This is a genomic window from Chryseobacterium sp. GW821-FHT04C04, from assembly GCF_059420365.1.
Genome location: NZ_JBWKTO010000001.1, coordinates 230,330 through 252,643 on the forward strand (window position 1 = coordinate 230,330; position 22,314 = coordinate 252,643).

Here is a 22,314-nt window from a genome sequence, read left to right on the forward strand (position 1 = left end):
AATAGACTGAACTCTTTCTGAATCATGTCGAAAAGATTTAAAATCCTATGTTTATTATTCGTGATTGCAATTATTGTAAGTGCTGTCATTAATATGAACACAGGATTTTTAAGTTTAAGTTTCCAGGACTTTTTTCAAGATTCTGCTCATCATCAGATTGCCGAAATCCGTATCAACCGCGTTCTCGTGATGATGCTTGCCGGAATTTCAATTCCTACTTCAGGTTTTCTGATGCAGGAGTATTTTCAAAATCCCCTGGCTGGCCCCGATATATTGGGAATCACTTCGGTCGCCAGTTTATCAGTCGCCTTTTATATTTTCTTTTCCCATACTATTCTATTGCCTGAATTTTTACAGAATAGTTTTCTAAGCTTATCAGCTATTGGTGGAAGTTTACTCTTAATGCTGATTCTTCTATCAATGTCTAACAGGTTTCAGGACAAATCTTATCTTATTATCTTCGGGTTTCTTGTCTCAGCTTTTGCGGGAGCAATTGTATCCCTGCTTCAGTTTTATGCAGAAAATCAAAGCCTGAAAAATTATATTTTGTGGTCTTTCGGAGCTAATAATATGGTGACCAGAAACCAGATCTATGTACTGTTTATCTTAGTATCTATAGGTCTTTTTATTTGTTTCAGAGCGATAAAGCCTCTTATTGGAAACTCTCTTGGGAACTCTTATGCACAAAGTTTAGGAGTAAATCTGAAACAACTAAAACTATTAATAATAGTAGCGTCCTCTCTTCTTTCAGCTTCTATTACTGCATTTCTAGGTCCTATCCTATTTATCGGAATCATTGTTCCTCATTTTTGCAGACTCATTTACAACCCATCAAAATTATGGCAGCAATGGATTCTCAATATGTTTCTGGGAATACTGATCATGCTATTTTTCTCAGTTATTGCAGAAAAAACACAGATCCCTTTGAATGTAATAAGCTCTGTATTTGGAATTCCAGTGATTTTGATGATGCTTTTGAAGCAGAATAAAGTATAATTTTTGTTGGAAATCGCAAAGACGCAAAGATTTTTTATCCAATCTGTAAGTTTTAAGGCGCAAAGATTTTATCTCCGATAAAATTGAAAACTGCATATTTAAATCATAAATTATACACACACGCTTGCTGAAAATATTTGATTTTCTTGCACCTTAAAAATATACACAACGTATTACAAACCTTTGTGCCTTTGCGTTTACCCAACACCTTGTATCAATAAACTACACTCACACTTTCTGAGGATTTTTAATTTTCTTATATACCATAGATTACTGTTTTCCGTCTCTCAATTATTAACCAACAATTCATATATTTAGATTCAACAAAACACCACAAATGACAGAAAATGAATTATCAAAAGTAGTTTTTGAAACCGGTTTAAAGATTCATAAAAAACTTGGAGCACGACTCTTTGAACATGTTTACGAAGAATGTATGTTCTATGAATTAACAAAATCGGGGTTTATGGTAGAAAAACAAAAACTTTGTCCCATCATTTATGAAGATTTGAAAATAGAGAATGCTTTCAGACTTGATATGATTATTGAAAACAAATTAATTTTAGAAATAAAAACTGTCCATTACATTAGCTCCACTCATAAAGCGCAACTTCTAACTTATTTAAAAATGACAAACTGTAAATTAGGCTTGTTGCTTAACTTTCAATCTGATGTTTTCAAAAATGGGGTGACAAGAATTGTAAATAACCTATAAAAACGGTATAAAAATTTGGCAAAATCAAATTCCTTGCGCCTTAAAACACTATTTTTGTAAAATATTTTGCGCTTAACCAGCTTCAACCATGCACTTACAGATCAAACAGGCAAATATCGGCTACAACACAACATTAATCTCCAATGCCAATGCGGATTTGAAGCTTGGTGATGTATGCCTGCTGATTGGTAATAATGGGGTAGGAAAAACAACACTGATCAAATCTATTCTGCATCAGCTCCCTTTATTGAATGGAGAGATTTCTATTAATGGGAAGAATGTAAAGAGTCTTTCTGTAAAAGAAATTGCCGAGAATATTGCGATTGTTTTTTCAAAATCGGTTATTCCGCAGCATTATACGGTTGAGGATCTTATTTCACTGGGAAAATACATCTACTACCCTTTTTATTTTGAATTAAAAAAAGAAGACCGCGAAGAAATTGCCCATATTATCGAGGAATTGGATTTGAATCAATACAGATATACCCTCCTAAAAAATCTGTCAGACGGAAACCTTCAAAAAGCATTTATAGGACGGGCTATTACTCAAAACTCTCCCATTATTATTTTGGATGAGCCCACCACTCATTTGGACGAAAAAAATAAATTAATTATTCTCAAAACTCTCAGAAAATTAGCCAAAGAACAGAATAAACTCATCTTATTTTCTTCTCACGACTGGAGACTGGCTAAAGAATTTGCAGATAAAATATGGTATGTAAAGGAAAACCATCTGTATTCGGGAATTGTTGAAGATATTTTGCTTCAGCATGAAGAACTTACCAATGTATCACTATTTCAAATCAACGAGACCTTTATTCCTCCTTTTATCTCCGCACCACAGTTTCATAAGGAAATGCTGTATTCTCTGCTTCAAAAAAACTTCCAAAAAGACCTGTCTGACCTTAATTTCAAGTTTCAGAACGACTTTTGGGTAATTACTAAGGATTCGGATACTTATCAATGTGAATCTTTTGAAAAAATCATCAATTTAGTTTCAAACATTCATTAATACTACATTTTATTTGATTAATTCATATACTATGCATGCATAGTATTATGCTAATCATATAATTTAATCTGTTTATTTTCAGCCTATTAACAAAATTTAACGTTAATAAATACTATGCATGCATAATATTTACTAAATTTGGGTAACACCATTCGTACATAAATGATGGATAATAATAAAGAAAAAATAGAAAACGTAGATTTAATTTTAAAGCAGACTTGGTTGGCTGTTTCTAAAATGTACACAGAACTAGCCCAGGAACACGATTCTACAGCGGTACAAGCTCTCACCCTTCTTAAAATTGATCCCAAAGAAGGAACCAGAAGTACCAATCTTGGTCCCAAAATGGCTATTGAACCCACTTCTTTAACGAGAATCATCAAACTTTTGGAAGACAACGGATATATCTATAAGGAAAAGACAACCACTGATAAAAGAGAGGTTATCATTAAGCTTACAGATAAAGGACTCAACTCCAGAAACATGTCAAAGGAAGTCGTTGTCAACTTCAACAAGAAGGTGATGGAGAAAATCGCTCCGGAAAAGATGGATGCTTTCAAAGACGTGATGACCGAAATTATGAAAATAGCAAACGAATTATTAAATAACAGAAAATAAATTATGTTGAAACCTCAGGGTTCCATATAATCTTATAAAAATAAAAATTTACATATGAAAAGAAGAATCAAACATGTAACGGTTCTTGGTTCAGGAATTATGGGAAGCGGTATCGCAGCTCACTTCGCCAACATCGGTGTTGAAGTATCACTCTTGGATATTGTTCCTTTTGAACTTACTGAAGCTGAACAGAAAAAAGGTTTGACCAAAGATGACAAAGCAGTACGTAACAGAATTGCTTCCGAAAACTTTGAAAAACTAAAAAAAGCAAGTCCTGCACTTCTTTATTCTCCAAAGTTTGCAGACAGAATTAAAATCGGAAACTTCGATGATGATTTACCTAAAATAAAAAATACAGACTGGATCATTGAAGTAGTAGTAGAAAGACTTGACATCAAAAAGTCAGTATACGAAAAGATTGAACAGTTCAGAAAACCGGGCACCTTAATTTCTTCTAATACTTCCGGTATTCCTATCCACTTCCTGACAGAAGGGAGAAGCGAGGATTTCAAAAAATACTTCGCAGGAACACACTTCTTCAACCCGGTAAGATACCTTCCTCTTCTAGAGATCATTCCTACTAACGATACAGATCCTGAAATCATCGATTTCTATATGAACTATGGAGCAAAATTTCTAGGTAAAACCACTGTTTTAGCCAAAGATACTCCAGCTTTCATCGCCAACAGAATCGGAGTATTCTCTATGATGGATCTTCTTCACAATGTACAGAAACTAGGACTTACCGTTTCTGATGTTGATAAATTAACAGGTCCGGTAATCGGACGCCCGAAATCTGCAACATTCAGAACAGCTGATGTAGTAGGTCTTGATACTTTGGTCATGGTAGCCAACGGTGTTCGCCAGAGCGGTGCTGAAGCTAATAATTTTAATGATGTATTTGCCCTTCCAGGCTATATCCAGAAAATGATGGATAACAAATGGTTAGGCTCAAAAACGGAACAAGGTTTCTATAAAAAAGTGAAAAATGCAGATGGAAAATCTGAAATTCATGGATTAAACCTTGATACTTTAGAATATGAACTTCAAGGAAAATCATCATTTCCTACCCTGGAATTAACAAAAGCTATAGATAAACCAATTGATAGATTCAAAGTTTTAATTGGTGGTAAAGATAAAGCAGGTCAATTATACAGAAAATCTTTAGGAGCATTATTCGCTTACGTTTCACATAAAGTTCCTGAAATTTCTGATGAGGTTTATAAAATTGATGATGCCATGAGAGCCGGTTTCGGATGGGAAAACGGACCGTTTGAGATCTGGGATGCTGTAGGCGTTCAAAAAGGTATTGAATTGGCTAAAGACGCTGGTTATGAAGTTTCAGACTGGGTGAAGAATGTAGAGACTTTCTATAAAGTAAATGATGAAGGACAAAGCATTTATGTGGATAAAAACTCAGGAGAATATAACAAAATTCCGGGTCAGGATGCCTTCATCATCTTAGATAATATCAGAAAAAATAAAACGCTTTGGAGCAATTCAGGAGCCTCTATTGAAGATTTAGGAGATGGTATTATCAACTTCGAGATCCGTTCAAAAATGAACTCTCTTGGCGGCGAAGTTCTTGACGGCTTAAACAGAGCAATCGATTTAGCTGAAAAAGAATACGACGGATTAGTGGTAGGAAACCAGGGAACGAACTTCTCTGTAGGAGCCAACCTTGCGATGATCCTTATGATGGCTATCGAGCAGGATTGGGATGATTTGAATATGGCGATCGCTTACTTCCAGAAATCAATGATGAGAGTACGTTATTCTTCTATTCCTGTAGTAGTTGCTCCTCACGGAATGACCTTAGGAGGTGGATGCGAAATGACAATGCATGCGGACAGAGTGGTTGCAGCAGCAGAAACTTATATCGGACTTGTAGAAACCGGAGTTGGAGTAATTCCTGGCGGAGGTGGTACTAAAGAATTGACTTTAAGAACTTCCAGAGAATTCCACAGCGATGATGTTAAAAACAACAGACTTCGTGAAGCGTTCATGAACATTGCAATGGGTAAAGTAGCTACTTCTGCTTATGAAGCTTATGATATGGGAATCCTTGAAAAAGGGAAAGACATTGTTTCCGTAAGCAAAAACAGACAGATTGCAGAAGCTAAAAAAGTAGCAAAACTATTAGCAGAACAAGGATATACTCAACCCATCGAGCAAAAAGTAAAAGTTCTTGGTAAAGATGCATTAGGAATGTTCTACGTAGGAACTGACCAGATGTTAACCGGAAACTTTATCTCTGCACACGATAAGAAAATTGCTGATAAACTGGCCAACGTGATGGTAGGTGGAAACCTATCTGAACCGACAGTCGTAACGGAACAGTATCTATTGAACCTTGAAAGAGAAACCTTCCTTCAGCTTTGTGGAGAAAGAAAAACTCTGGAGAGAATTCAATATATGTTACAAAATGGTAAACCACTAAGAAATTAATTTGTACAATGTCGGATGTAAAATGTAAAAAGTATTGACATGCACAATTTTAGAGATTTAGAAGTTTGGAAGAAATCAATTCTGCTTTGTAAGCATTATTATATAGTTTCCAAAGATTTTCCTAAAGATGAGTTATTTGGTTTAACCTCACAATCAAGGAGAAGCTTATATTCTATCCCATCTAATATTGCTTAAGGAGCAGGAAGAGATACAAATCCTCAATTTTGTCAATTTTTAAACATCGCATTAGGCTCTTCATTTGAATTTGAAACTCAGATCATAATTGCAAATGATTTGGAATTTATAAAGAAAAATGATTTTGATTTACTAATGACCGAAATCAGACATATTCAAAATATGATAATTAAACTAAAACAAAATTATTCAAAATAGAATTGTACAAGGTATTATGCAGCTTTACTGAATATAGTACAACCGACATTTTACATTATACATTTTACAAAAATTTACAAAAAATGAAAACAGCATATATAGTAAAAGGTTTCAGAACTGCCGTTGGAAAAGCACCAAAAGGAAGTTTAAGATTTACAAGACCTGATGTCATGGCAGCTACCGTTATTGAAAAATTAATGGCTGAGCTCCCACAATTAGATAAAAACAGAATTGATGACCTTATCGTAGGAAATGCAATGCCGGAAGCTGAACAAGGCCTGAACGTTGCACGTCTGATCTCTTTGATGGGATTAAATACCGATAAAGTTCCGGGAGTAACCGTAAACAGATACTGTGCTTCAGGAAGTGAAGCGATTGCAATTGCTTCTGCAAAAATTCAGGCTGGAATGGCAGATTGTATCATCGCTGGTGGTACAGAATCAATGTCATACATCCCAATGGGAGGTTACAAGCCTGTCCCAGAAACAGATATCGCAAAAACAAACCCTGATTATTATTGGGGAATGGGCTACACTGCAGAAGAAGTAGCTAAACAATATAATATTACAAGAGAAGAACAGGATCAGTTTGCTTTTGAGTCTCATATGAAAGCTTTAAAAGCCAATCAGGAAGGGAGATTTGCCAACCAGATTGTTTCGATTCCTGTAGAATACAATTTCCTGGATGAAAATCAGAAAATGCAGACTAAAAAGTTTGATTTTTCAGTAGATGAAGGTCCTAGAGCAGATACTTCTCTGCAAGGCTTAGCAAAATTAAGACCCGTATTTGCCAACGGAGGAAGCGTAACAGCCGGAAACTCTTCTCAAATGAGTGATGGAGCTGCTTTCGTAATGGTAATGAGTGAGGAAATGGTAAAAGAATTAGGATTGGAGCCTGAAGCAAGATTAGTTGCTTATGCTGCAGCCGGATTAGAGCCAAGAATCATGGGAATGGGACCTATCTATGCTATTCCAAAAGCTTTAAAACAAGCAGGTTTAGAATTAAAAGATATTGAGTTGATCGAACTTAACGAAGCTTTTGCCTCTCAGTCGGTTGCCATTAAAAAAGAATTAGGTTTAAATCCTGACATCTTAAACGTAAACGGAGGAGCTATCGCCCTTGGACACCCGCTTGGATGTACAGGAACAAAGCTAACCGTTCAGCTTCTTGATGAAATGAGAAAACGCGGCAACAAATATGGAATGGTTTCTATGTGTGTAGGAACAGGACAAGGTGCGGCTTCTATTTTTGAACTTCTATAAATAGACAAATAAGAAAATAGACGGATAGATAATAGAGGGTAAAAGCACAAGAAATGCATGAATGATTTTAAAAGACACAATTTTAAGAAGCTTAAAATTTGGCAAATGGGTATGGAATTATCAAGGTTAACTTTAGATCTTACAGATACTTTTCCCACTTATGAAAAAATGGACTGAAAAGACAAATGGACAGATGCGTTATCTCAATTCCATCAAACATAGCCGAAGGTTCAAGCAGAACAAATAAGTCTTTTAGTCACTTTTTAGATATTTCTTTAGGTTCTTCATTTGAATTGCAAACACAAATATTGTTGGCAAATCATAGAAAATATTTATCTGATGAAAAAACTGAAATCTTTGAAATTAAAATTGAAGAATTTCAAAAAGCAACAATGGTATTTCAGAATACTTTAAATAGGGATTAATAAGAGAAAAGACAAAGAGATAATAGACAGATAGACCACACTCACAATCTATCATCTATCCGTCTATTATCTAATAGTCTTTAAAAAAAATTAAATAACAAAATAACATATGGCTACATTAAAAGGCGGGGAATTCCTAATCAAACAAATTCCTGCAAACGAAATTTTCAGTCTTGAAGAACTGAGTGAAGAACAAAAAATGCTTCGTGATTCTGCGAAGGAATTTATAGATAGAGAAGTGATTCCACATCATGACCGTTTTGAGAAAAAAGACTATGAATTGACCGAAAAAACAATGCGTCAGTTAGGTGAAATGGGACTTTTGGGAATTACAGTTCCGGAAGAATATGGCGGTCTCGGAATGGGATTTGTGAGCACGATGTTGGCTTGCGATTATGTTTCAGGAGGAAATGGATCATTAGCAACAGCTTATGGAGCACATACCGGAATCGGGACTCTTCCAACCCTTCTTTACGGAAGTGAAGAATTAAAAAAGAAATATCTTCCCGATTTAGCTACCGGAACAAAATTTGGAGCCTATTGCTTAACTGAACCGGATGCCGGATCTGATGCCAATTCAGGAAAGACAAGAGCAAAATTGTCTGATGATGGAAAACATTACATCATTAACGGACAAAAAATGTGGATTTCCAATGCTGGTTTTGCTGATACTTTCACATTATTTGCTAAAATAGATGATGACAAAAATATTACAGGCTTTGTCATCAACCGTTCAGAATTAGAAGATCCAAACAGCTTATCTTTTGGTGAAGAAGAACATAAATTAGGAATTCGATCCTCTTCTACTCGTCAGGTTTTCTTTAATGATATGAAAGTGCCTGTCGAAAATATGTTGGGTGAAAGAAACAATGGTTTCAAAATCGCTTTGAATGCATTAAATGTTGGTAGAATTAAGTTAGCTGCTGCAAATCTTGACGGACAAAGAAGAATTTTAAACCACTCTATTCAGTATGCAAACGAAAGAAAACAATTTGGAGTTTCCATTTCAACTTTTGGGGCCATCAGAAAAAAAATTGCTGAAATGTCAACCGGAGTTTTCGTAAGTGAAGCGGGTTCTTACCGTTTAGCAAAAAATGTAGAAGATAAAATTGCTGAATTGGTTGCCGGAGGAATGGATCACCAACAAGCTGAATTGAAAGGGGTTGAAGAATTTGCCGTTGAAGCTTCTATCTTAAAAGTTTTTGTGTCTGATCTTACTCAAAATACAGCTGATGAAGGAATTCAGATTTATGGTGGAATGGGATTCTCAGAAGATACTCCGATGGAATCTGCCTGGAGAGACGCAAGAATTGGAAGAATTTATGAAGGTACCAACGAAATCAACAGGCTTTTGGCTGTAGGAATGCTTATTAAAAGAGCAATGAAGGGTGAATTGGACCTTTTATCTCCTGCAATGGCAATCAGCAAAGAATTGATGGGTATCCCTTCGTTTGAAGTTCCTGATTATTCAGAATTCATGAGTGAGGAAAAAGCAATTATCGCAAATCTGAAGAAAGTATTCTTAATGGTTTCCGGAGCTGCTCTTCAGAAATATATGATGGATATTGAGAAACAACAGCATTTGTTATTGAATGCTTCTGAAATCCTGAACCAGATCTATATGGCAGAATCTGCAGTTTTAAGAGCTGAAAAACATTTCTCTGCTGATTCTGTAGAAGCAGCAATGGCTCAATTAAATCTTTACAAAGCGATCGACAAAATCATTTCTGCGGCAAAAGAAGGAATTGTCTCTTTCGCGGAAGGTGACGAACAGAGAATGATGCTTTCCGGATTAAGAAGATTCACAAAGTATACTAATCAGCCGAATGTAGTGGCTTTAACTGAAAAAGTGGCGGCTCATTATATTGAAAAAGGAGCATATTAGTCTTTAACAACATAAATTTGATTTAGCGTCTCAATTTTTGAGGCGCTTTTATTTTCCCATCTGTTTGTTCTGATTATCATTGAATTTCAGAGAGATTCAATCGTTTTATTAAAAAAAAATGTTATTTTTATTTAAAATTAACTAACACATGAAAATATTATTATTTCCCCTGCTTCTTATTTCAGCTGTATTGACGGCACAAAAAAGGGAAAAATTAATCCCTATTCCCAAAGCAGATACTGCTAAGATTGTAAAGAATGAAAAATTCCCAGGACACTTCGCACTGAAACCTGGTCAGCCACAGCAAGGATTTTATAAAATATTGATAAAAAAACCTGGGGATACTGCCTTATATCTCGCTCTGAAAGAACCGGCAAAGGACCATTCACAATATAAAATTTTAAATGCCATTACCCCTGACAAGCTTCAGGCAAATCCAAAAAAACTAATACCATCTAAATAATCATAAAAACTATTATCATGGGAAAATTCATTATCTCGAAAAGAGTAAACGGAGACTTTCAGTTCAACCTTAAAGCCGGAAACGGACAGGTTATTTTAACCAGTCAGGGATACAGTACAAAGCCATCCTGCGAAAACGGAATAGGGTCTGTAAAAACCAATGCACAGGAAGATTCAAAGTTTGAAAGAAATACTGCCAATGACGGCAGGTGTTATTTTAATCTTAAAGCTGGAAACGGGCAAATCATAGGCACCAGCCAGATGTACGAATCTGACAACGGCATGGAAAACGGGATAGAATCTGTAAAAAACAATGCTCCACATGCTCATATAGAGGATGATGCCAATTTGTAAAATCATCTGAAAATAATTTTACTAAAAATGCTTTATTTTTTAAGGCATTTTTTATTTTTGTATTCTATTTTTCATTAGAAATGACAAAAGAAGAATTACTGAATAGAGCAATCAAAATAGCCGACAAGGCTCATAAAGGACAAACCGACAAATACCATGCTCCCTATATCGGCCACGTAATGCGGGTGATGAATTATGGTAAAACACTGGATGAAAAGATCGTAGGTGTCCTCCACGATGTTGTAGAAGACCATCCGCTGGAATTCAGCCTGGATTATTTAAGATCTGAAGGGTTTCCTGAATACATTATTTTCGCCATCAGCTGCCTTACGAAGTTCGATCCGGAAGAAGATTACGATGACTTCATTAAAAGAACAGAAAGATCTCTTCTCTCTGTTGCCGTAAAACTGAATGACCTACGTGATAATATGGACCTTCGAAGAGTAAACAGAGAGCTTACTCCAAAGGATATCAAAAGATTCAACAAATACCTGAAAGCCTATCGTTATCTGATAGAGAAATATTAATAAAAAACACATGACTAATAACCTGCCCAAAATTTCATCAGCTTATCAATCTAAGCTGGTCTCTGCTATTGTATCTGTTTCAATTTTTTTCCTGATCTATTTCATACTCATATTTGCTTCACTTCTGATGGTATTTTTATTGGGGTATGGCGCAGTAAAAATGTTAAGCGTTTCTATCAATTATTTTACATTGTTTGGGGCGGCAGGATTACTAAGTGTTGGCGTTTTTGTCTTTATCTTTCTCATTAAATTTATTTTCAGAAAAACCCACTACAGTACGCGTCATTTGCTGGAAGTTAACAGAACTCATCAGCCTGAGCTGTTTGCTATTATTGATGAAATTGTAGCAGAAACAAATGTGAAAACTCCCCAAAAAGTGTTTCTTTCTCCGGATGTAAATGCTAGTGTAAGCTATAATTCTATTTTCTGGAGTATGTTTCTTCCGGTAAAGAAAAATTTAACAATTGGCGTTGGCCTCATCAACTCTACAAGTGTAGGAGAATTAAGAACAATTCTGGCTCACGAATTTGGGCATTTCTCTCAAAAAAGCATGAAAGTCGGCGGTTATGTGAATCAGGCTGAAAAAATAATTTTTGAAACGGTTTACAATAATAAAGATTATGAAAACTTCATCTTGGAATTTTCAGGATGGAATGCCATCTTTAAAATTTTCGGCCTCATTTCAGTCAGTTTCATCAATGCATTTCAGTCTGTTCTTAAAAGTATCTCCAATTTTCTTTTCAAAAATCATGCTTCTCTGCAAAGAGAAATGGAATACCACGCAGATGCTATTTCAACTTATATTACCAACCCTGAAGAGCAGTCTTCCTCTTTATTAAGGCTGGAATTAAGCGATCTGGCTTTCAACCATTCTTTTAATTTCTATGTTGAAAGTAATCAAAAATATCTTCCAAAAGATCTGTATAAAAACCAGATTTCTTTAATGAAAATTTTATCTGAAAGAAATAATCATCCTTACATAAACGGGCTTCCCCAAATAGATGCTGAAGATCTTACCCGTTATAATAAATCCAGAATAGAAATTGAAGATCAGTGGACTTCGCATCCCGATATTTTAAAAAGAATCGAAAGGATTAAAACAAACGAAACCAGGAATACAGCTGCAGACCACAGATATGCAAAAGAGATCATCAGCGGATATGATAAAATCTGCGAAATCATGACCTCAAAATACCTGACTTTACGCATGGTAAAAAACGTAGGAGAAGTAATAGAGGATGAAACTTTCATCAGGCTTTATCTGGATAATACTATCTATCAGACCTTCAGTGCAAACTTTAATGGATATTATGAAAGACATCATCCAATTATAGAAAATATCGAATCTATAGTTTCCGATGCTGCCTTTCATCATGATACAGATCTTTTCAGTGACAAAAAAGTATCTTTAGTGTACGAAAAATCAGGAATAGAGAGTGATATTCAGACATTGCAATATCTGGTTTCGTATCCGAAAGAAATAAAAACATTCAGATTTAATGGCAGCTTATACAAAGCACAAGATGCCACAATCCTTATTCCAAAACTGGAAAACGAACTGAAAAGGGTAAAAGAAGAACTTCTGGAAAATGACAAAGCGATTTTTCAGCATTACTACAGTATTTCCAATGAAGATATTAAGAAAGAACTCCTTAGCAAGTACAAGAAATTTGCGGTAATTGATAAGGAATTTGATGATTTTCAAAAAAGTCTTAATGACTTCACAGTATACCTTAAGTTTATGGCAGTTACTTTACCTTTTGAAGAAATCCGTAAACACAGAGCCAACCTATTGAAAGCAGAAGAACCGTTTAAACTAAAGACTAAAGAACTGATCGAAAAATCAGCTTATAAAGAAGCTTTAAAGGCTGAAGATAAAAATATTTTACAAGAATTTGTAAACTCTGAGTACATTTATTTCAACAAAGACAAATACCTTGAGCATGAAGTAAATGCCATCTCGTTAGTGATTGAAAAATATCAGGCACTACTGAATGATCATTATCTTAATTCTAAGCTTGATCTGTTGAATTTTCAGTCAGGATTAAATAAGGATTAATCCGCACCAGGGAAATCGTAAGTCTTCGTGTGATGATCTGTCCCATCAATATTGATGTTTAAAGCAAGGTAAACAAAATGTAAATTTTTGTTTCCTTTCGCTTCAAATTCACGCTGCCACAGATATCCGCTCACGATTCCAAAATAATCATCGATCTGATAGCCGAAACCGCCATAGACTCTGTTTCTGGCAAAAGTAGGCTTCATCGGGCTTACAAAGAAAACTTCGTCATATGCATTCGCGAAAACAGTTCCTTTCTTGATGGTTTTCGCATTTAAAGGGACACTTATATTCAGACGGTATCTGTAACGCATTCTTTGAGAGGTCAGATCTGTTTTAGGCTCGTAGAACCAGCTCTTTTCAGCTCGGAAACGGTTTTCAAATTTTACGATACCTTTCTTGATATCAATAACGTCCTGAAGCCATACCCTGAACTCCTCTCTGCTTAAGCTGTGATCTTTATAGTTGACATATCTTCCTAGTCCTACAAAAGGTTTGTGATTTTTGGTAAGATTATACCCTAAGCCCCCTTTTATTTCATAATAATCTGGGTAGGTATAATCTTCGTTACCACGCATCTGCCCTTCGGCATACAGGAAAAATTTCGGATGAAACTTGTAGGTCAGAGTCACTGCATTGAAGCTGGAGATGTGCTCCTGTGCTTTAAAAAAAGAAATTCCAAGTAGTAAACCTAATCCTAAGAGACGTTTCATAAAAAATTTTTGCAAATGTATATTTTTTAACAATTTGTTAATATTAACTTTCATTAATATTAAATTAATACCTACTTAATATTGATTGTATAAGAAAACCCAATGTGGAACCACCTTTGCGGCATTGCTACTCCAAACGCTTCCGTATATTGTGTGTTGGTAATATTGTTAATCAACACATACACCGAGTAGTCTTTTTTAGCAAAGCTTAGTTTCTCATCTAAGAGATTATAGGTTCCCAGATTTACTCTTTCATTATATCTATAAACAAGTTCATTGGTGAAGTATTTAAGGAATTTCACCTCTAATTTAGAAACAAGCTGGTGTCTCAGATTGTCAAGAATATATCTTGAAACCAAGCCATTCTTTTCTTCATATTTGCTGTCGATATAAGTATATCCAACCGTATATTTTAACCAGTCCATCGGTCTGTGACTCCATTCTGCTTCAATCCCTTTGGTTCTGATATCTCCTACATTTTCTGCAAACCAGATTTTATCATTGATATCTTTTTTCACCCAGTCAATAGAATTGCTGGAATTTCTTAAGAACCCACTGATTTTAGCTAAAATCTTACTATTCTGATACTGATATCCAACCTCTGATGAAACGGCATTTTCAGGGCGTAAATCTGGATTTCCCTGCTCCGTTTTGCTCATATAATAAAGATCTGTAAAAGTCGGGATGCGGTGTACTTTAGCGATATTTCCGTATATTTTGTGATTAGGATTGAAGTTATACCCTACATCAAGCCCCGGATAGAAGAAATTTCCTTCCTTAGAATAATTAGCCCATGAAATTCCCGGGCTGATATTCAATTTTTTATCCAGTAATGAAAAATGATGTTCAAAGAAAACCTGAGATACAAAACGGTTTCTGTCTCCCAAATTACTGCTCGCTAAAAATTCCTTTCTCAGCTCTACTCCAACTCCCGTGGTTCCTAATCCCCATTGGTAGCTGGAATTCACTTCACCTCCTACATTATTCCCGATATGCATATTCCTGTAAATATCAGGATTCCATCTGTCAAAAAGATACATATCCTGCCCTCTTCTCCAATATACATTAGAATTAAGTTTCAGTTTTCCAAAAGTCTGCTGATGTGCTACACTGACAATAGAAGCCTGCGTTTCCTCATACTGTTTTGTAGCTGTACTGGAAGCATAAAAACCATTCGCTCCGAATTTCTTTTCAGAAAAACCTGCCTGTACTCTTACATCTCCGTTTTTAATATTCAGTTTCCCCTGATAAAATACATTTCTGATCTCATAATCAGTATTGAACATATATCCCTCTGAAGAAGCAGAATTTGCCTGAAGGGAATTGGTGAATTTTTCATTTCCTATTTGCGCATTGAATCCAAGACCATAGGTACTGTAGTCCCCTCCGTCAGCACTTATTTTCACTCTTTTTCCGGGAGCTGTCTTGGTAATAATATTGATCACCCCGGCATAAGCATTCTGCCCGAAACGTCTTGCAGCCGGTCCTTTTATGATTTCTATTCTTTCTACGTCATCCAGATCTACCGGAATATTCATATTATTATGTCCGGTCTGGGAGTCGTTCATTCTGATGCCATTCAGAAGCAGCAGAACCTGTTCAAAAGAACTTCCACGGAAACTGATATCACTCTGCACTCCGTTGGCTCCTCTCCTTCTGATATCCATTCCCGGTACCTGCTGAAGAATTTCGTCTATACTTTTAGCCGGAGAATTCACAATATCTTCCCTCGTGATAACACTGATATTCTGATTGGCACTTTTATAAGGTGTAGAAATGAATTTTCCCTGAAATTCGATGATTTCAATATCCGTTGTCTTTTCCTGTGCACTTACCCAAAGTAGAGATCCCAGAAAAAAAATACTTCCTATCTTTTTGATCATAATCGGTTCCGTAGTTTTCTTTAATAACAGGTTCCAAAAGTAAGGGAGTTCAGCAACACAGACAAATGATACTTGTCATAAAAAAAGATGCAGCATAATGCTGCATCTGTGTGAGGGAGTAGTTCTATCTTTTTCTCATTAAATGTGTAACTAGATCTCTGAATAATTTTCTCATTTCTCTATTACATATTTATGAATACAATTTTAAATAATTTTAAAACATAAAACAATACTTAGATAAAAAAATATAATGTGTTTTGCAAAACTCTATAAAACACTGTAAAATAAATAGTAAAACAAGAATAATTCCACAAAACACATCTCCTTTCTCCATTTTCAATGTGTACTATTTCCATTTTATCCGTCTAGTTTAACCTTCATTATAATAATTTTTAACAATAAGATATAGATAAAATTTTCAGTAAAAATTCGTAATTTTGTGGGTCTTAATTTTACGATGGAAAGATTCTTTTTCAACTGTATTTCTCACATCATTCTTACAAAATGCTGTCATAGAAGACCGGATGAATTCAGGAATAGATATAGGAGTTCAATTGATGACCGCCCTGGAATATTCTGAGGCAAAACACCATTACACTGGCAGTCCTTACTACTGCACAGTTACTTTATGAATAAACAAAATATGGCTAAAACAGCAGAAATAGACATAAAAAAACAGATCTTTGTTAAGAATGCACATCTTAACAATCTGAAACATATAGATGTCCTGATCCCGAAAAACAAACTAATTGTGATTACAGGAGTTTCAGGAAGTGGTAAATCATCTTTGGCTTTTGATACGATCTATGCGGAAGGACAGAGAAGATATGTTGAAAGTTTAAGTTCTTATGCACGTCAATTTTTGGGTAAATTAGAAAAACCAAAAGTAGATGACATTAAAGGGCTTGCCCCATCTATTGCCATCCAGCAGAAGGTAATCTCTTCCAATCCTCGTTCTACCGTGGGAACTTCTACGGAGATCTATGATTATATGAAGCTTTTATTTGCAAGAATTGGGAAAACTTTTTCTCCGGTTTCCGGTGAAGAAGTAAAGAAAGATTCGGTTTCTGATGTTATAGATTTCATTAAAGCATCCAAAAAAGAGACTTCTTTCCTATTAACAGCACCTTTGGAATATGATGCTGACAATTTTAAAGAAACTTTGAATATTTTAAAACTGGCAGGTTTTACAAGACTTGAGATCAGTGGAAATGTAGCCGGAATCGAAGATCTGGAAAGCTTTGGATTTGCTCCGGAAAAAGGAATGCAGATCAATCTTGTGATTGACCGTTTTTCTTATGAAGAAGATGAAAGCTTTTTACAAAGACTTGCAGATTCTATTCAGATGGCATTCTATGAAGGACGCGGCTATTGCTCATTAAAAAATACCGATACTGAAAAAGTAAAAGAATTCTCCAATAAATTCGAACTGGATGGTATGGAATTCCTTGAGCCGAATGTTCATTTTTTCAGCTTTAATAATCCATACGGAGCATGTCCGGCATGTGAAGGATACGGAAAAGTAATCGGAATTGACGAAGATCTTGTCGTTCCCAACAAAACTTTATCCATCTACGAAGATGCTGTTGTATGCTGGAGAGGTGAAACCATGAGTGAATGGAAAAAAGACTTCATCAAAAAAGCAGGTGACTTCCCTATTCATAAGCCTTATCACCAATTAACAAAAGAACAGAAAAATTTCCTTTGGAAAGGCGACGGAAAAAGTAATTTCCCATGCATCAACAATTTCTTCAAAATGCTTGAAGAAAACCTCTATAAAATCCAGTACAGAGTAATGCTTTCCCGCTACAGAGGAAAAACGCTTTGTCCTACCTGCGAAGGTTTAAGACTTCGTGAGGAAACAACCTGGGTAAAAGTAGACGGGCACAACATCCAATCGATGATTGAGCTTCCCTTGGATGAACTGGCACCGGTAATTAATGGATTAAAGCTTTCAGAACACGATAAAGAGGTTGCAAAACGATTATTATATGAAATCACAACCCGTCTGGAATTTTTATTAAAAGTAGGGTTAGGATATTTAACATTAAACAGGACATCCAACACCCTTTCTGGAGGAGAAAGTCAGAGAATCAATCTGGCAACGAGTTTAGGAAGTTCTTTGGTAGGTTCTATTTATATCCTTGACGAACCTTCTATCGGACTCCATTCAAAAGATACTGAAAACCTGATCGAAGTATTGAAAAATCTTCGTGATCTTGGTAATACCGTGATTGTTGTAGAACATGATGAAGATGTCATGAGAGCTGCTGACTATATCATTGATATTGGTCCTGAAGCCGGTTATCTTGGTGGAGAGCTTGTATTTGCAGGAGATTATAAAGACCTGAAAAAAGCCAACACCCTTACTTCAGAATATCTTACCGGAAGACTGGAGATAGAAGTTCCGAAGAAGCGAAGAAAAGCAAAAGAATGGATCTACATTAAAGGAGCCCGCCAGAACAACCTTAAAAATATAGATGTAGATGTTCCTTTGGAAAGTCTGGTCGTGATTTCAGGAGTTTCCGGAAGTGGAAAATCTACTTTGATGAAGGAAATTTTGACCAACGATATTCAGATCCAATTAGGAATGGGAGGCAAAAAAGGAGATTATGATTCTGTTGAATTCCCGAAAAAACTGATCAAAAACATTGAACTGATCGATCAGAATCCAATTGGAAAATCATCCCGTTCAAACCCTGTAACGTATCTGAAGGCTTACGACGATATCCGTGACCTTTTTGCCAAGCAGAAAGTAGCGAAAATGATGGGTTACAAGCCTAAACATTTCTCTTTCAATGTAGATGGCGGAAGATGTGATGAGTGTAAAGGAGAAGGGGTGATCAACGTTTCTATGCAGTTCATGGCAGACATCGAACTGGAGTGTGAAGTTTGCAAAGGCACCCGATTCAAGAATGAGATCCTGGAGGTAAGATTTGATGAGAAAAACATCTCTGATATCCTTCACATGACGGTAGATGAGGCATTGGAATTCTTTAAAGACAATAATGAAACGAAGATTGTAACAAAGCTGAAACCTCTACAGGAAGTAGGTCTGGGCTATCTGCAGCTGGGACAAAGCTCTTCTACTCTTTCCGGTGGTGAAGCACAGCGTGTAAAACTGGCTTCATTCCTTGTAAAAGGGGTTACAACGGATAAAACATTATTTATCTTTGATGAACCTTCCACAGGACTTCACTTCCATGATATTCAGAAATTATTGAAATCATTACAAGCCCTGATTGATCTTGGGCATTCGGTGATTGTTATTGAGCACCAGCCTGATATTATCAAATGTGCCGATTATATTATTGATATCGGTCCGGAAGCAGGAAAACACGGTGGAGAAATTGTATTTACAGGAACACCTGAAGATCTGGCAAAAAATAAAAAGTCTTATACGGCAAAATACATCAAGGAAAAGCTTGAATAATAAATTAAAAGCGACTGTTTCAGAAACAGTCGCTTTTTTTTGATCAGGATTTTTGACCTTATTTTACGATAGATTCCCTTATCTTTATATGATCATTTCAAAATTATTTTTATGCCTTGGAATCCCGAATTATATGATCAGTACAAAGATGTACGTTACAAACCTTTTTACGATTTAGCCGCATTAATTAAGCCTGAAAACAATATAAAAGCTATTGACCTCGGCTGTGGCACTGGTGAACAGACCTCTATTTTAACAGAAAAACTGACAGGTTCTACATTTTTAGGAATCGATTCATCAGCGGAGATGCTTGAAAAATCGAAGAAATATGAAAACGAGAATCTACACTTTCAACTTCAGACTATTGAAGAAACAGCACAATCTGATCAAAAATGGGATCTTGTTTTCAGTAATGCAGCACTTCAATGGGCGGATAATCACGAAACTTTATTTCCTAAAATCATTGGGCTACTATCTCCTTCAGGACAGTTAGCTATCCAGATGCCTGTTCAGAAAGAAAATATCCTGAATCAGATTTTAACAGAAATGGCAGATGAAGAGCCTTATGTATCCCAGTTAAACCATTTCAACCGTGATTCGCCAGTCCTTTCAGTGGATGATTATGCACAGATATTGTTTGACAACGGAATTCAGGATATAGAAATATTTCAGAAGGTCTATCCTATTATTGCAGACGATCACGAAGCCTTATATGCTTTTATTTCAGGAACAGCATTATTGCCTTACTTAGAACGTCTGAAAGGAGAACAGAATGAAAATTTCATCTCCGAATTTAAATCGCGTATTGCAAAAAGATTTACAAAATATCCAGCTATCTATGCATTCAAGCGTATTCTGATCTATGGTCGCAAGAAATAGAAAATCTTAATATCCAATAAAAAAAGCTGCCACAATTGTCATGCTGACGAAGGAAGAATCTCATTAATAACCAATGATATGAGATTCTTCATTACGCTCCGTTTCATTCAGAATGACAAAATTGTGGCAGTTTCTCCTTTATAGATTCTTTACTCTTTCAGATTATACAAAAACGGACTTTTCCTGATGTAATCGGAATCCTCGATCTGAGAAGCTAAAAATTCCGCCAGATCTGCAGCACTGATGCTTTCACCTTTGCAGTCTGTAAAGCTTGTTTCCGTTGGAAATTTTGCTTCTATAAGATGAATCAGCGGTAATCTTACCAACGTCCAGTCGAGATTGCTTTCCAAAAGAAGTTCATACTCTTTTTGTTTGTCTGCTGTTGTCTCAGGATAATTCTGGTACATCCAGTCTGTAGCCATTTTCACTCTTTCATTTTTATGATCGTATGCTGTATTAACACTCAGGCCAGTCGTTACAATATAACGCCTGATATCGTAATAATTCATTGCATTCACAATATTTTTTGCAGCATCGCTGAATATAGACTTCTCCCCTTTTGGCTGCCCCAAAGTACTTATTACAAGATCAGCTCCTTTAATCAATGTATAGATTGCAGCTTCATCTCTTGCATCTCCTTTGACAACTTCAATTAACGGATTTTGAAGAGTAAAATTTTCTGGATGTCTTACTAAAAGCTTGAGGGAATATCTCTTTTCAAGAAGGTTCTGTACCAGATATTGTCCGGATTTTCCGGTTCCGCCGATTACGGCAATTTTATAGGTGTTCATAATGATTTTTTTTAATATTAAATATCAATAATCAACAGCTGATTAAACGCTAATGACCATTGAAACAGCAAATGACCCCATTGTCTTTGCATAATGATAATATAACAGATGTATTGGGCTCAGAAAATTGAACCTAAGATGTTCAGGGTTAAAAATAACACCTGATGACAGTAATATGTATTACGAGATTTTAATGAATTAAAGTTACTTATTTTTCATCATTAAAAAATTAAAAAATTTATGATTTTGACAACATTTATTAAAAGAGAAAGTTTTTAACTTTGATAACATTCTTACTATCAGTATATTCCAGAAAACATATTTACACCAAAAACAAAATAATAATATGGAACCATTTACAGTAAACATTCCCGAATCGGTTATAACCGATCTGAAAAACCGTCTGCAAAATGCCCGCTGGCCCGGAGAACCCGAAAATTCTGGCTGGAACTACGGTACAAACGAAACTTATCTGAAAGAACTTGCCCAGTATTGGGTCAACGATTACGACTGGAGAATGCACGAGCAGCAGTTAAATCAACATCCTCAGTATATCACCCTGATAGACGGAATTTTGATTCATTTTCAATACATTAGAGGAAAAGGTTCAAATCCCAAACCGCTGATCCTTACTCATGGCTGGCCAGACAGCTATTACCGTTTTCATAAAATAATTCCTTTACTTACGGAAGGGGAACAGAGTTTTGATCTGGTTATTCCTTCTATTCCTGGATTTGGCTTTTCTGATAAAAGAGCGGTCAGCAGTGAGAGAGTCGCTGATCTTTGGAAAAAACTAATGACTGAAGTACTTGGATATGAAAAATTTTGTGCTGCCGGAGGAGATATAGGGATGGGAGTAGTAAAAGCATTGACTTCAAAATACCCTGAAGTACTGGAAGCCGTCCATCTTACAGATGTAGGATATCCTACCGGTCAGGAAGATCCGGCAACAATGAGCGAAGATGAACAGGCATTCGCGCAGTTTGTACAGCGGTGGTGGTACAGTGAAGGTGCTTACGCAATGGTACAGTCTACCAAGCCTCAATCGTTGGCTTATGGTCTTAACGACTCTCCTATCGGACTTGCGGGCTGGATCATAAGTTTTACCAATGCAGGAGCTCCTCCTGAATTGATTGAAACAGCGTTTGGCGGAAAAGATGAAATGCTTACCAATATTATGATCTACTGGATCACTCAAACCATAGGTTCTTCAGCCAGAATGTACAAAGAAGACGCAGCCGCTTTATGGAGTGGCGGACAGGTTCATCAAAAGAGTAATGTCCCTGCCGGAGTACTTGTATTTCCCCGTGAGGCACAGTTTCCAAAAGAATGGGCAGAGCGTTTTGTAAATGTGACCAGCATTAAAAAGATGAATCAAGGCGGTCACTTTGCCGCATTGGAATTACCTCATATATTTGCAGATGAACTAACATCATTCTTTTATTCTGCACAATAAATA

18 protein-coding genes and 1 pseudogene are annotated in these 22,314 nt (G+C 35.9%); 16 read left to right on the plus strand and 3 right to left on the minus strand.

Features of this window, described 5'->3' with window-relative positions; all coding sequences use genetic code 11:
* Positions 1-24: 24 nt before the first annotated feature.
* From AC07UM_RS01105 to AC07UM_RS01165, 13 genes and pseudogenes are all read left to right on the plus strand, one after another.
* Positions 25-996 carry an iron chelate uptake ABC transporter family permease subunit gene (locus AC07UM_RS01105; protein WP_494682869.1) on the plus strand — a complete coding sequence of 324 codons (972 nt, stop codon included), beginning with the start codon at positions 25-27 and terminating at the stop codon, positions 994-996.
* A gap of 337 nt (positions 997-1,333) precedes the next feature.
* Complete coding sequence (locus tag AC07UM_RS01110; RefSeq protein WP_494682868.1) at positions 1,334-1,711, plus strand: GxxExxY protein; 378 nt, start codon at positions 1,334-1,336, stop codon at positions 1,709-1,711.
* A gap of 88 nt (positions 1,712-1,799) precedes the next feature.
* On the plus strand, positions 1,800-2,723 hold the full coding sequence (locus AC07UM_RS01115) for an ABC transporter ATP-binding protein (RefSeq protein WP_494682867.1): 924 nt from the start codon (positions 1,800-1,802) through the stop codon (positions 2,721-2,723).
* Between the two features lie 165 nt (positions 2,724-2,888).
* Positions 2,889-3,341: a MarR family winged helix-turn-helix transcriptional regulator gene (locus tag AC07UM_RS01120; protein ID WP_103233950.1), complete on the plus strand. Its 453-nt coding sequence runs from the start codon at positions 2,889-2,891 to the stop codon at positions 3,339-3,341.
* A 54-nt stretch (positions 3,342-3,395) separates the two neighbouring features.
* Complete coding sequence (locus AC07UM_RS01125) at positions 3,396-5,789, plus strand: 3-hydroxyacyl-CoA dehydrogenase/enoyl-CoA hydratase family protein (RefSeq protein ID WP_494682866.1); 2,394 nt, start codon at positions 3,396-3,398, stop codon at positions 5,787-5,789.
* 39 nt (positions 5,790-5,828) lie between these two features.
* Positions 5,829-6,182: pseudogene (locus AC07UM_RS01130) on the plus strand (four helix bundle protein).
* Positions 6,183-6,265: 83 nt separating this feature from the next.
* Positions 6,266-7,444 (plus strand): thiolase family protein, encoded by a 1,179-nt coding sequence (locus AC07UM_RS01135; protein WP_494682865.1) that lies wholly within the window; start codon positions 6,266-6,268, stop codon positions 7,442-7,444.
* A gap of 185 nt (positions 7,445-7,629) precedes the next feature.
* On the plus strand, positions 7,630-7,869 hold the full coding sequence (locus AC07UM_RS01140) for a four helix bundle protein (protein ID WP_494682864.1): 240 nt from the start codon (positions 7,630-7,632) through the stop codon (positions 7,867-7,869).
* Positions 7,870-7,978: 109 nt separating this feature from the next.
* The gene (locus AC07UM_RS01145) at positions 7,979-9,754 is read left to right on the plus strand and encodes an acyl-CoA dehydrogenase FadE (protein ID WP_124531151.1); all 1,776 of its coding nucleotides are present in this window, start codon (positions 7,979-7,981) and stop codon (positions 9,752-9,754) included.
* A gap of 148 nt (positions 9,755-9,902) precedes the next feature.
* On the plus strand, positions 9,903-10,217 hold the full coding sequence (locus tag AC07UM_RS01150; RefSeq protein WP_494682863.1) for a hypothetical protein: 315 nt from the start codon (positions 9,903-9,905) through the stop codon (positions 10,215-10,217).
* Between the two features lie 17 nt (positions 10,218-10,234).
* Positions 10,235-10,570, plus strand: coding sequence for a YegP family protein (locus AC07UM_RS01155; RefSeq protein ID WP_236850161.1), 336 nt, complete (start codon positions 10,235-10,237; stop codon positions 10,568-10,570).
* 80 nt (positions 10,571-10,650) lie between these two features.
* Positions 10,651-11,097 (plus strand): phosphohydrolase, encoded by a 447-nt coding sequence (locus AC07UM_RS01160; RefSeq protein ID WP_124531147.1) that lies wholly within the window; start codon positions 10,651-10,653, stop codon positions 11,095-11,097.
* Between the two features lie 10 nt (positions 11,098-11,107).
* Positions 11,108-13,156: a M48 family metallopeptidase gene (locus AC07UM_RS01165; protein WP_494682862.1), complete on the plus strand. Its 2,049-nt coding sequence runs from the start codon at positions 11,108-11,110 to the stop codon at positions 13,154-13,156.
* Here AC07UM_RS01165 and AC07UM_RS01170 read toward each other — a convergent pair.
* Positions 13,153-13,869 carry a DUF2490 domain-containing protein gene (locus tag AC07UM_RS01170; RefSeq protein WP_494682861.1) on the minus strand — a complete coding sequence of 239 codons (717 nt, stop codon included), beginning with the start codon at positions 13,867-13,869 and terminating at the stop codon, positions 13,153-13,155. The two genes, AC07UM_RS01165 and AC07UM_RS01170, sit on opposite strands and share 4 nt — an antisense overlap.
* A 71-nt stretch (positions 13,870-13,940) precedes the next feature.
* A complete protein-coding gene (locus AC07UM_RS01175) occupies positions 13,941-15,752 on the minus strand; it encodes a TonB-dependent receptor plug domain-containing protein (RefSeq protein WP_494682860.1) in 1,812 nt (603 codons plus the stop codon).
* A gap of 643 nt (positions 15,753-16,395) precedes the next feature.
* Here AC07UM_RS01175 and uvrA point away from each other — a divergent pair.
* Both uvrA and AC07UM_RS01185 read left to right on the plus strand, forming a co-directional pair.
* Entirely contained in the window at positions 16,396-19,185 is a 2,790-nt protein-coding gene (gene uvrA / locus AC07UM_RS01180) for an excinuclease ABC subunit UvrA (protein WP_494682859.1), read from the plus strand.
* Between the two features lie 111 nt (positions 19,186-19,296).
* Entirely contained in the window at positions 19,297-20,064 is a 768-nt protein-coding gene (locus tag AC07UM_RS01185) for a methyltransferase domain-containing protein (RefSeq protein WP_494682858.1), read from the plus strand.
* Positions 20,065-20,213: 149 nt separating this feature from the next.
* Here the strand turns inward: AC07UM_RS01185 and AC07UM_RS01190 are convergent, their stop codons facing one another.
* Positions 20,214-20,855: an NAD(P)-dependent oxidoreductase gene (locus AC07UM_RS01190; protein ID WP_494682857.1), complete on the minus strand. Its 642-nt coding sequence runs from the start codon at positions 20,853-20,855 to the stop codon at positions 20,214-20,216.
* A gap of 346 nt (positions 20,856-21,201) precedes the next feature.
* On the opposite strand from AC07UM_RS01190, the gene AC07UM_RS01195 reads away from it, so the two are divergent.
* Positions 21,202-22,311 (plus strand): epoxide hydrolase family protein, encoded by a 1,110-nt coding sequence (locus AC07UM_RS01195; protein ID WP_494682856.1) that lies wholly within the window; start codon positions 21,202-21,204, stop codon positions 22,309-22,311.
* Positions 22,312-22,314 lie beyond the last annotated feature (3 nt).

Bases quoted from the DNA above. Each gene is read 5' to 3' on its own strand.
- AC07UM_RS01105 (WP_494682869.1), top strand. From the start codon at position 25: ATGTCGAAAAGATTTAAAATCCTATGTTTATTATTCGTGATTGCAATT.
- AC07UM_RS01120 (WP_103233950.1), top strand. From the start codon at position 2,889: ATGGATAATAATAAAGAAAAAATAGAAAACGTAGATTTAATTTTAAAG.
- AC07UM_RS01110 (WP_494682868.1), top strand. From the start codon at position 1,334: ATGACAGAAAATGAATTATCAAAAGTAGTTTTTGAAACCGGTTTAAAG.
- AC07UM_RS01145 (WP_124531151.1), top strand. From the start codon at position 7,979: ATGGCTACATTAAAAGGCGGGGAATTCCTAATCAAACAAATTCCTGCA.
- AC07UM_RS01115 (WP_494682867.1), top strand. From the start codon at position 1,800: ATGCACTTACAGATCAAACAGGCAAATATCGGCTACAACACAACATTA.
- AC07UM_RS01170 (WP_494682861.1), bottom strand. From the start codon at position 13,869: ATGAAACGTCTCTTAGGATTAGGTTTACTACTTGGAATTTCTTTTTTT.
- AC07UM_RS01140 (WP_494682864.1), top strand. From the start codon at position 7,630: ATGGACAGATGCGTTATCTCAATTCCATCAAACATAGCCGAAGGTTCA.
- AC07UM_RS01175 (WP_494682860.1), bottom strand. From the start codon at position 15,752: ATGATCAAAAAGATAGGAAGTATTTTTTTTCTGGGATCTCTACTTTGG.
- uvrA (WP_494682859.1), top strand. From the start codon at position 16,396: ATGGCTAAAACAGCAGAAATAGACATAAAAAAACAGATCTTTGTTAAG.
- AC07UM_RS01165 (WP_494682862.1), top strand. From the start codon at position 11,108: ATGACTAATAACCTGCCCAAAATTTCATCAGCTTATCAATCTAAGCTG.
- AC07UM_RS01195 (WP_494682856.1), top strand. From the start codon at position 21,202: ATGGAACCATTTACAGTAAACATTCCCGAATCGGTTATAACCGATCTG.
- AC07UM_RS01125 (WP_494682866.1), top strand. From the start codon at position 3,396: ATGAAAAGAAGAATCAAACATGTAACGGTTCTTGGTTCAGGAATTATG.
- AC07UM_RS01155 (WP_236850161.1), top strand. From the start codon at position 10,235: ATGGGAAAATTCATTATCTCGAAAAGAGTAAACGGAGACTTTCAGTTC.
- AC07UM_RS01135 (WP_494682865.1), top strand. From the start codon at position 6,266: ATGAAAACAGCATATATAGTAAAAGGTTTCAGAACTGCCGTTGGAAAA.
- AC07UM_RS01190 (WP_494682857.1), bottom strand. From the start codon at position 20,855: ATGAACACCTATAAAATTGCCGTAATCGGCGGAACCGGAAAATCCGGA.
- AC07UM_RS01160 (WP_124531147.1), top strand. From the start codon at position 10,651: ATGACAAAAGAAGAATTACTGAATAGAGCAATCAAAATAGCCGACAAG.
- AC07UM_RS01150 (WP_494682863.1), top strand. From the start codon at position 9,903: ATGAAAATATTATTATTTCCCCTGCTTCTTATTTCAGCTGTATTGACG.
- AC07UM_RS01185 (WP_494682858.1), top strand. From the start codon at position 19,297: ATGCCTTGGAATCCCGAATTATATGATCAGTACAAAGATGTACGTTAC.